Origin of the sequence: Blastopirellula marina DSM 3645 (genome assembly GCF_000153105.1) — a bacterium.
Lineage (GTDB): Bacteria > Planctomycetota > Planctomycetia > Pirellulales > Pirellulaceae > Blastopirellula > Blastopirellula marina.
Genome location: NZ_CH672377.1, coordinates 1,999,855 through 2,006,611 on the forward strand (window position 1 = coordinate 1,999,855; position 6,757 = coordinate 2,006,611).

At 60.2% G+C, this 6,757-nt stretch carries 7 protein-coding genes; 6 read left to right on the forward strand and 1 reads right to left on the reverse strand.

The features are described 5' to 3' along the window. Positions 1–88 precede the first annotated feature (88 nt). Positions 89–1,135: a PLAT/LH2 domain-containing protein gene (locus tag DSM3645_RS27290; RefSeq protein WP_040353052.1), complete on the forward strand. Its 1,047-nt coding sequence runs from the start codon at positions 89–91 to the stop codon at positions 1,133–1,135. Positions 1,136–1,312: 177 nt separating this feature from the next. Here the strand turns inward: DSM3645_RS27290 and DSM3645_RS27295 are convergent, their stop codons facing one another. After that, positions 1,313–1,621, reverse strand: a complete 309-nt coding sequence (locus tag DSM3645_RS27295) for a hypothetical protein (protein WP_002655914.1) — start codon at positions 1,619–1,621, stop codon at positions 1,313–1,315. A 437-nt stretch (positions 1,622–2,058) separates the two neighbouring features. Here DSM3645_RS27295 and DSM3645_RS27300 point away from each other — a divergent pair, with 437 nt between their 5' ends. The 5 genes from DSM3645_RS27300 (at position 2,059) to DSM3645_RS27320 (ending at position 6,374) form a co-directional block, all read left to right on the forward strand. Next, a complete protein-coding gene (locus DSM3645_RS27300) occupies positions 2,059–2,961 on the forward strand; it encodes a hypothetical protein (protein ID WP_131282865.1) in 903 nt (300 codons plus the stop codon). A gap of 90 nt (positions 2,962–3,051) precedes the next feature. Then, complete coding sequence (gene rpmA, locus DSM3645_RS27305; protein WP_002655916.1) at positions 3,052–3,318, forward strand: 50S ribosomal protein L27; 267 nt, start codon at positions 3,052–3,054, stop codon at positions 3,316–3,318. Positions 3,319–3,422: 104 nt separating this feature from the next. After that, entirely contained in the window at positions 3,423–4,430 is a 1,008-nt protein-coding gene (gene obgE, locus DSM3645_RS27310) for a GTPase ObgE (protein ID WP_002655917.1), read from the forward strand. A 13-nt stretch (positions 4,431–4,443) separates the two neighbouring features. Beyond that, entirely contained in the window at positions 4,444–5,226 is a 783-nt protein-coding gene (locus DSM3645_RS27315) for a type III pantothenate kinase (RefSeq protein ID WP_002655918.1), read from the forward strand. Further along, the gene (locus tag DSM3645_RS27320) at positions 5,223–6,374 is read left to right on the forward strand and encodes a GTPase (RefSeq protein ID WP_002655919.1); all 1,152 of its coding nucleotides are present in this window, start codon (positions 5,223–5,225) and stop codon (positions 6,372–6,374) included. Before DSM3645_RS27315 ends, DSM3645_RS27320 begins: the two co-directional genes overlap by 4 nt. Positions 6,375–6,757: the final 383 nt, after the last annotated feature.

Below are 6,757 nucleotides of genomic sequence, written 5' to 3' on the forward strand. Positions count from 1 at the left end.
ACGCTCTTTGTGGAGCCTTTCCTTCTGGACTTCAACGCGGACTTCACCCATGAACCCGGCTCCTGGAAGCTGGGGCAAAGGAACTCTTGTGAAACGTATTCTCCCCACGTTCCTGCTCTTCGCCGCGATCAGCGGTCTCTCTTCGGTCACCGCGGCCGAACCGGTCGACATCAACCGGGTGAGCTACGTCATCCACACCCAGACCAAGCCGGAGCGAGACGCCGGTACAGGTCATATCGTCGAATTGACCATGTATGGAACCAATGGATCGACCGAAGTTCTCAAGTTAAACAACCCTGACATCGATGACTTCGCCGAGGGCGGCGCGTACACCGATTTCAAATTCAAAGCGGCCCAAACCAGGGTCGGCGATGTTGGCCGCGTCCTCAAGATCGACATCAAGTTGGATGGCGACGGCGATGATGATTGGCATTATGGAACGTGGAGCATCGAGCGGATGGTCGATGGAAAGCCAGCGCCTGGCGGTTACTCGATTTTTAGCTACGACGGCTGGCTCGGCAACGAAACGGATCGTGGCTGGAAAGTAGATGCGACACTGGTGATCGATGAATTGCGAAGTGCACAAATCAAGCACGGCAAAAAAGAAACGATCGTCCTCCGCAATGATTGGGTCATGTTCAACAATTTAGGCGCCTCCAAAGATGAACGGACCCAGACGGTCAGCCTGACCTTAAACCAAGGAATGTGGAGCAGCAAAACCCGCGAGCTTTCGCAAAACAATGAGCTGACGCTCGGCTGGGGAACGAAGGTCCTGGGCGTGAAATATACCGGCGAACTAAAAACCTCGCTGGGGATTCACAATACCGACGCCGAAGGAGAAGACATGTCCTTCTCGAAAACGGGATCGGAAGAGATCAAAATGACGATCCCCGACGATACGTTGGTGCTGCGGAGAGTCCAATGGGTGGTCGACGGGAAAAAAGTGTCGCTCGGTTCGTTCTCGCAATGGGTCCCGGAACCGGCGTCACTGAGAACCGAGTCTTCCGAAAAGATTGAGTTCACCCAAGACAAGACGACCAACGGCCTGATCGATCGCCAGAAGCGTCCGATCTCGGACCACCATATGAAGTTGATCAAGATCCTGAACCCGAGTTTTCGCGCTCCTGGGACATAATCCGAGCAGCCGACTTGACGGCATTGATCTGACGACGCCGGCGCAGCGACTGCGCCGGCGTAGGTGGGATCTGGGTGAAGAATTGGAACGAAACTGCACGTTCACATTGATTGGCTAACGCAGCCGGGCAGGGTCCGGTTTTCTTCGCGCTGTGAGCTGAGCGTGCAACTCAGCCAGCTAGTCCAAGCAATTCGCAGCGCCCCACAACAGGGGAGTAAAAATCACCGCCAGACGAAAAGCATAGCCCCAGCCATCGTCTCTTCTGACCAGCTTGCGCCCGATCCAAGCGGCCGCGCACGACAAAATCGTCAGGCCCAGCGTAAGCGGCCAGACTCGCGACATCCACGCGCCCATATCCGCCGGCGACAGCAGCAACAGTGACAACGCCGCCAAGGCAGCAGTCGCCATCCACAGGCTCAACCATTGACGGATCATGGATGCCGGCACGACGACAGCGATGACCGCTCCGATTGCGAATACCGCCATTCCAGTGGTCCTTCCAGTCAGCTCGTTACGTCCGCTGTGCGCATAGACCGGGCACATAGGTAACACTTTTTGTAACCTGGAATACTTTCTCTCGGGAGGGCTTTCCTCGCTTGAAGCAGTTTGATCCGCTGTCTCTGCGATGCGGTGCTGTTCCGCATTGCGTCAGGCCGAGGCCCAACCTACCCCCTGGGTGGTTGCTAAAGTGCCGCCAATCTCCGGTTTTCCGCCGGTTTTGCTCAGAAACTTGACCCTGGGCAATTTAGGCAAGTATACTTAAAGGCTTGGGTTACGGCTTTTTGGTGGCCCTGACTCGTCTTCGATAGCTCTACCCGTCTGGAATCACCAGCATGTTGCGTCGTTCAAATACCACTGCGCTGCTCCTGTTCGCCTTCTGCGCCGCGCCTTTGGCTATGGCTCAACAGCCTGGCGTCGGTGCTGTGGCTATTAATACTGCGGCGGCGCAACCCGCGGCTGGCCCCAAAAATCCGCATAATCCGCCTCGTCGGGTCTTTGCCGAGGGTGTGTTGACCAACATTCCGCTCGACCTGCGATCCGAAGAAACGTTTACCGGCCCCGAGCCGATCCTGGAAATCCTGAAAGGCGCCCAAGGGCTGGATTGGACGCCCGAGACGTTGCCCGAGACGCGGACGTTGAAAGCGATGGCCGAACAGGTCATTTATCGCCGCAACATCTGGGGGCTCGATTTCTCGTTCAAACCGATCCGCATGATCGAAGTCGACGTCCCGCAGCCGACCGGCAAGATGCAGCGCAAGACGTTGTGGTATCTAGTTTTCCGTGTTCGCAACATGGGCAATCCGCTAGAAGCGACGGCGACCACCTTTGAGACCGGCGACACCCTGTACGAAGCGGTTCAGGCCAGCGGTTCGACCGCGCCGATCCGCTTTTTCCCGCGATTCGTGCTCGAATCGAGCGATCAGAAAAAGGAATATCTCGACCGGCTGGTTCCGGTGGCGATGGAGCCGATTGCGGCTCGTGAAATGGGAGGAACTCCGCTCTACGACACGGTTTCGATCAGCCGTTTCGACATGCCGGTCAGTTCGGAAGAGGTCGACAACGGCGTCTGGGGCGTCGCGATCTGGGAAGACATTGACCCCGATACCGACTACTTCTCGATCTATGTCGACGGGCTGACCAACGCCTATCGCTGGACCGACAAGCCAGAAAACGTCGATCCGATGAAGATCGGGGCGCATCGCGAGTACCAAACCAAGACGCTCAAGCTCAATTTTTGGCGTCCCGGCGACCGCTACAACGAACATGAAGATGAGATTCGTTTCGGCGTCCAGGGTCAGGTTGACTACGAGTGGGTTTACCGTTAAAAAAGTAGTTTCGTCCCGGTCTTTCGGCGGCGCTAGGTAAATTGCATCTTCTCGCCTTCGGCGGAAATCACATACCAGGAGTTAGGTGACATGGCCCATAAGAAAGGTCAAGGTTCGAGCCGCAACGGTCGCGATTCGAATCCCCAGTATCGCGGCGTCAAGAAGTTTGGCGGCGAAAAGGTTCGCGCCGGCAACATTCTCATTCGCCAACTGGGCACCAAATGGCGCCCCGGCAAGAATGTCGGTTGCGGCAATGACTGGACGCTGTTCGCCCTCTGCGACGGCTCGGTGATGTTTGACCAAGAGGGTCGCCGCATCAACATCGTTCCGGCCCCCGTGGCCGTCGAAGCGAACTAGCGCAACCGAAGCATCGGCGAAATTGTACTTTCGCGCTAGCTAAACCGTAAAATACCAGGGATGATCCAGTTCGGGTCATCCCTGTTTTCGTTCGTAGGCAGACTATGTTTGTAGATCGCGTTGTTATCGAAGTTGAAGGGGGTTCTGGCGGCGACGGCTGCATGAGCTTTCGTCGTGAAAAATACGTTCCCAACGGCGGCCCCGACGGCGGGGACGGCGGCAGCGGTTCGAACATCATCATGGTCGCCGAAGATGGAGTCGACAGCCTCATGGCGATGTCGCACATCAAGCATTGGCGCGGCCAACGCGGCAACAACGGCGGCCCCGCCAACCGCACCGGCAAATCAGCCGAAGACGTCATCATCAAGGTTCCGCTCGGGACCGTCGTGATCGAAGCTGACGCGGGCTTTGTGATGAAAGACCTGAACGTCGCCGGCGAGCAGATGATCGCCGCGCGCGGCGGTTCTGGCGGTCGCGGAAACCTAAGCTTCAAGAACTCGACCAATCGCGCTCCGCGGCAGTCGACCCCCGGCGGCAAAGGGGAACGCCGCAAGCTGATCCTCGAACTAAAGTCGATCGCCGACATCGGCCTGATCGGCAAGCCGAACGCCGGCAAGAGCACGCTGCTATCGCGACTCTCGCGCGCTCGTCCAGAGATCGCCGACTATCCCTTCACCACCAAGTTCCCGAACCTGGGGCAAGTGCAGATCGACTACGATCGCACGTTTGTGCTCGCCGACATTCCCGGCTTGATCGAAGGGGCCAGCGAAGGGGTCGGCCTCGGACACGAGTTCCTGCGTCACGTCGAACGCGCCGGCATCTTGATTCACCTGGTCGAGCCGGCGCCGGTCGACGGCACCGATCCGATCGAGAACTACCAATCGATCCGTCACGAACTGATGCAGTACGACGCCGACCTGGCCGCGCGGCCTGAGATCCTCTGCGTCACCAAAGCGGAACTGCCTGAGGGAAAAGAGGTCCGCGACAAGCTGGCCGAGATCACCGGCGGCGAGGTCCTACTGATCTCGGCCGTGACCGGCGAAAACCTAAACGTGCTGCTCAACCGCGCCGGCGACGAGCTTGATCGAGCCCGGCAAAAGGCCAAGTCGTAAGCGAGTTCTAGTCATGAGCGGCGTTTGGGGAGCGGTCGACGTCGGCAATACGTCGATTCACATCGGCCTATTTGATAGGGCCGATTCGCGCCCTTTGCCTGCGCCGACAACCACGTTCAGCACCGCTTCGCGGGAACCCGACTTCTCGCCGTGGGCCGCACGATTGCCGCGCGAGCCGATCACCTGGAACATCGTCAGCGTCAATCGCGCCGGTCAAGCAGCATTCGAAAACTGGCTGACCGCAACACGCCCCCACGATCACCATCACGCTTTGGATCACGCCGAATTGCCGTTGGCGATTTCGGTCGCCGCTCCCGAAAAAGTTGGCATGGATCGCCTGGCGGCGGCGGTCGGCGCCAATGCGATTCGCGATCCGCAGCGCCCGGCGATCATCATCGACGCCGGCAGCGCGATCACGGTCGACGTCGTTTCGGTCGCCGGCGCCTTCCTGGGGGGAGCGATCGTACCGGGCATGAAGATGGCCGCCCGCGCCTTGGCCGGTCAAACCGATATGTTGCCGGAGATCACCGTCGACGTCGGCGAAGTTCCGACTGCGATCGGCGCCGATACGCTGGCCGCGATGCGCAGCGGGCTCTTCTACAGCGCCGTCGGCGGCGTCCGTGAGTTGATCGAGCGTTTTACAGCGCAGCTGAACGGCCCAGCGCCGCAAGTGATCTTCGCCGGCGGCGACGCCGCAAAACTAGCGCCGCAAATGCCGGTCGCCAGCGTCACGATCGATCACCTAGTGCTGGGGGGAGTCGCCATCGCCGCCAGACACGCCAAGGCGCCGCGATGAACATTGCCGCTGACACGATCGCCGTGCTGGTGACACCGAGCGGCCGCAGCGCGATCGCGACGATTGTGGTCGTAGGCCCCACCGCCGACGCAGCGGTCGATCGCCACTTCTTTCCCTTGGGCAAAACCAATGCGTCGACCAGTTCTGTTGGCGACATCTTGGTCGGTCACTGGCGCGACTCTGCCGAAGGGCAGGGCGAAGAGTTGGTCGTTAGTCGAACCGGCCCTGAGCGGCTCGAGGTTCATTGTCACGGAGGCGTCGCCGCATCGCGGCGTATTCTAAATCACTTACAAGCCGCTGGCTGCCGCGAGATCGCTTGGACGGAATACGCCGAGCGGACCGAAGCCGCGCCCACAATCGCCGCCGCCCGCATCGCGCTCGCTCGTGCGCGCACGTCGCGCACCGCCGCCCATCTGCTTGACCAATACAACGGCGCGCTGCAGTCGGAGTTAGCGTCGATCGCAGCGCTGCTCGACTCGCAGGAAACGAGCGACGCCCAGTTGCGGATCACGGCGCTGCTGGCGACCGCGCGCTTCGGCTTGCATTTGACCCGCCCGTGGAAGGTGGTGATTGCAGGTCGCCCCAACGTCGGCAAAAGCAGCCTGATCAACGCGCTGGTCGGCTACGAACGGGCAATCGTCTTCGATCAACCCGGCACCACCCGCGACGCCGTCACCGCAGCAGCCGCGTTTGACGGCTGGCCGGTCGAACTGGCCGACACCGCCGGCCTGCGTGAGAGCGACGACGCGATCGAAAGAGAAGGGGTCTCGCGCGCTCGCCAATTGCAAAGCGAAGCCGATCTCATCTTGCTGGCGTTTGACGCATCGGCCGCATGGACCGACGAAGACCAACAATTGGTCGACGCGCATCCCGACGCGATCATCGTCCACAACAAGTGCGACCTGCCGATCAGCAGCAGCGGCCATCGCCCTGCCGGGCTCAAGGTCTCGGCCCAACGCGGCGACGGTATCGCGTTGCTGATCGAAACCATCGGCCACGCGCTCGTCCCGACTCCGCCCACGCCCGAGACGCCGCTGCTATTTACCGACGAACAAGTCGCCGCGTTGCGACAAGCGGCGCGGTGGATCGCTGAGAAAAATCACCCAGCCGCCAGCGCCATGCTGCAAGCGCTGCTCCGCTCTTCGTAAACCACGGAGCGAGTTTTGAGGCTGCGCTATTGGAGTGAGCTTCATTTCATCGTAGCCCGAGGCGCAGGCGAGGGAAGGCGGCTCGCCACTTCAATCCGTGCTCGCAGCGCCAACCCCATTCCGTCGGCTCGCGCCTCGGGCTAGTGTTAAATTGGTTCGAAATAGCGCGTCCGGTTGGCCCGGTTAGCTCCGCTATCGGTAAGCGGACTTATTCCGCGGTTGGCCTTTCGACGGTTGTTAGTCCGACCGATCAGCATCGACAATCTCGCGAGCTGCTATCCGCTAACAGAGCCCGCGTACGGCTGCGCCGCACCGATAGCGAAGCTATCGCGGCCAACCCGGGCTCGCTGCTTCACCCACAAATCAGCCGCACGGCGTTAGCC

Excerpts from the sequence above, each read along its gene's own strand:
- rpmA (WP_002655916.1), top strand. The coding sequence starts at position 3,052 with ATGGCCCATAAGAAAGGTCAAGGTTCGAGCCGCAACGGTCGCGATTCG.
- DSM3645_RS27315 (WP_002655918.1), top strand. The coding sequence starts at position 4,444 with ATGAGCGGCGTTTGGGGAGCGGTCGACGTCGGCAATACGTCGATTCAC.
- DSM3645_RS27320 (WP_002655919.1), top strand. The coding sequence starts at position 5,223 with ATGAACATTGCCGCTGACACGATCGCCGTGCTGGTGACACCGAGCGGC.
- obgE (WP_002655917.1), top strand. The coding sequence starts at position 3,423 with ATGTTTGTAGATCGCGTTGTTATCGAAGTTGAAGGGGGTTCTGGCGGC.
- DSM3645_RS27295 (WP_002655914.1), bottom strand. The coding sequence starts at position 1,621 with ATGGCGGTATTCGCAATCGGAGCGGTCATCGCTGTCGTCGTGCCGGCA.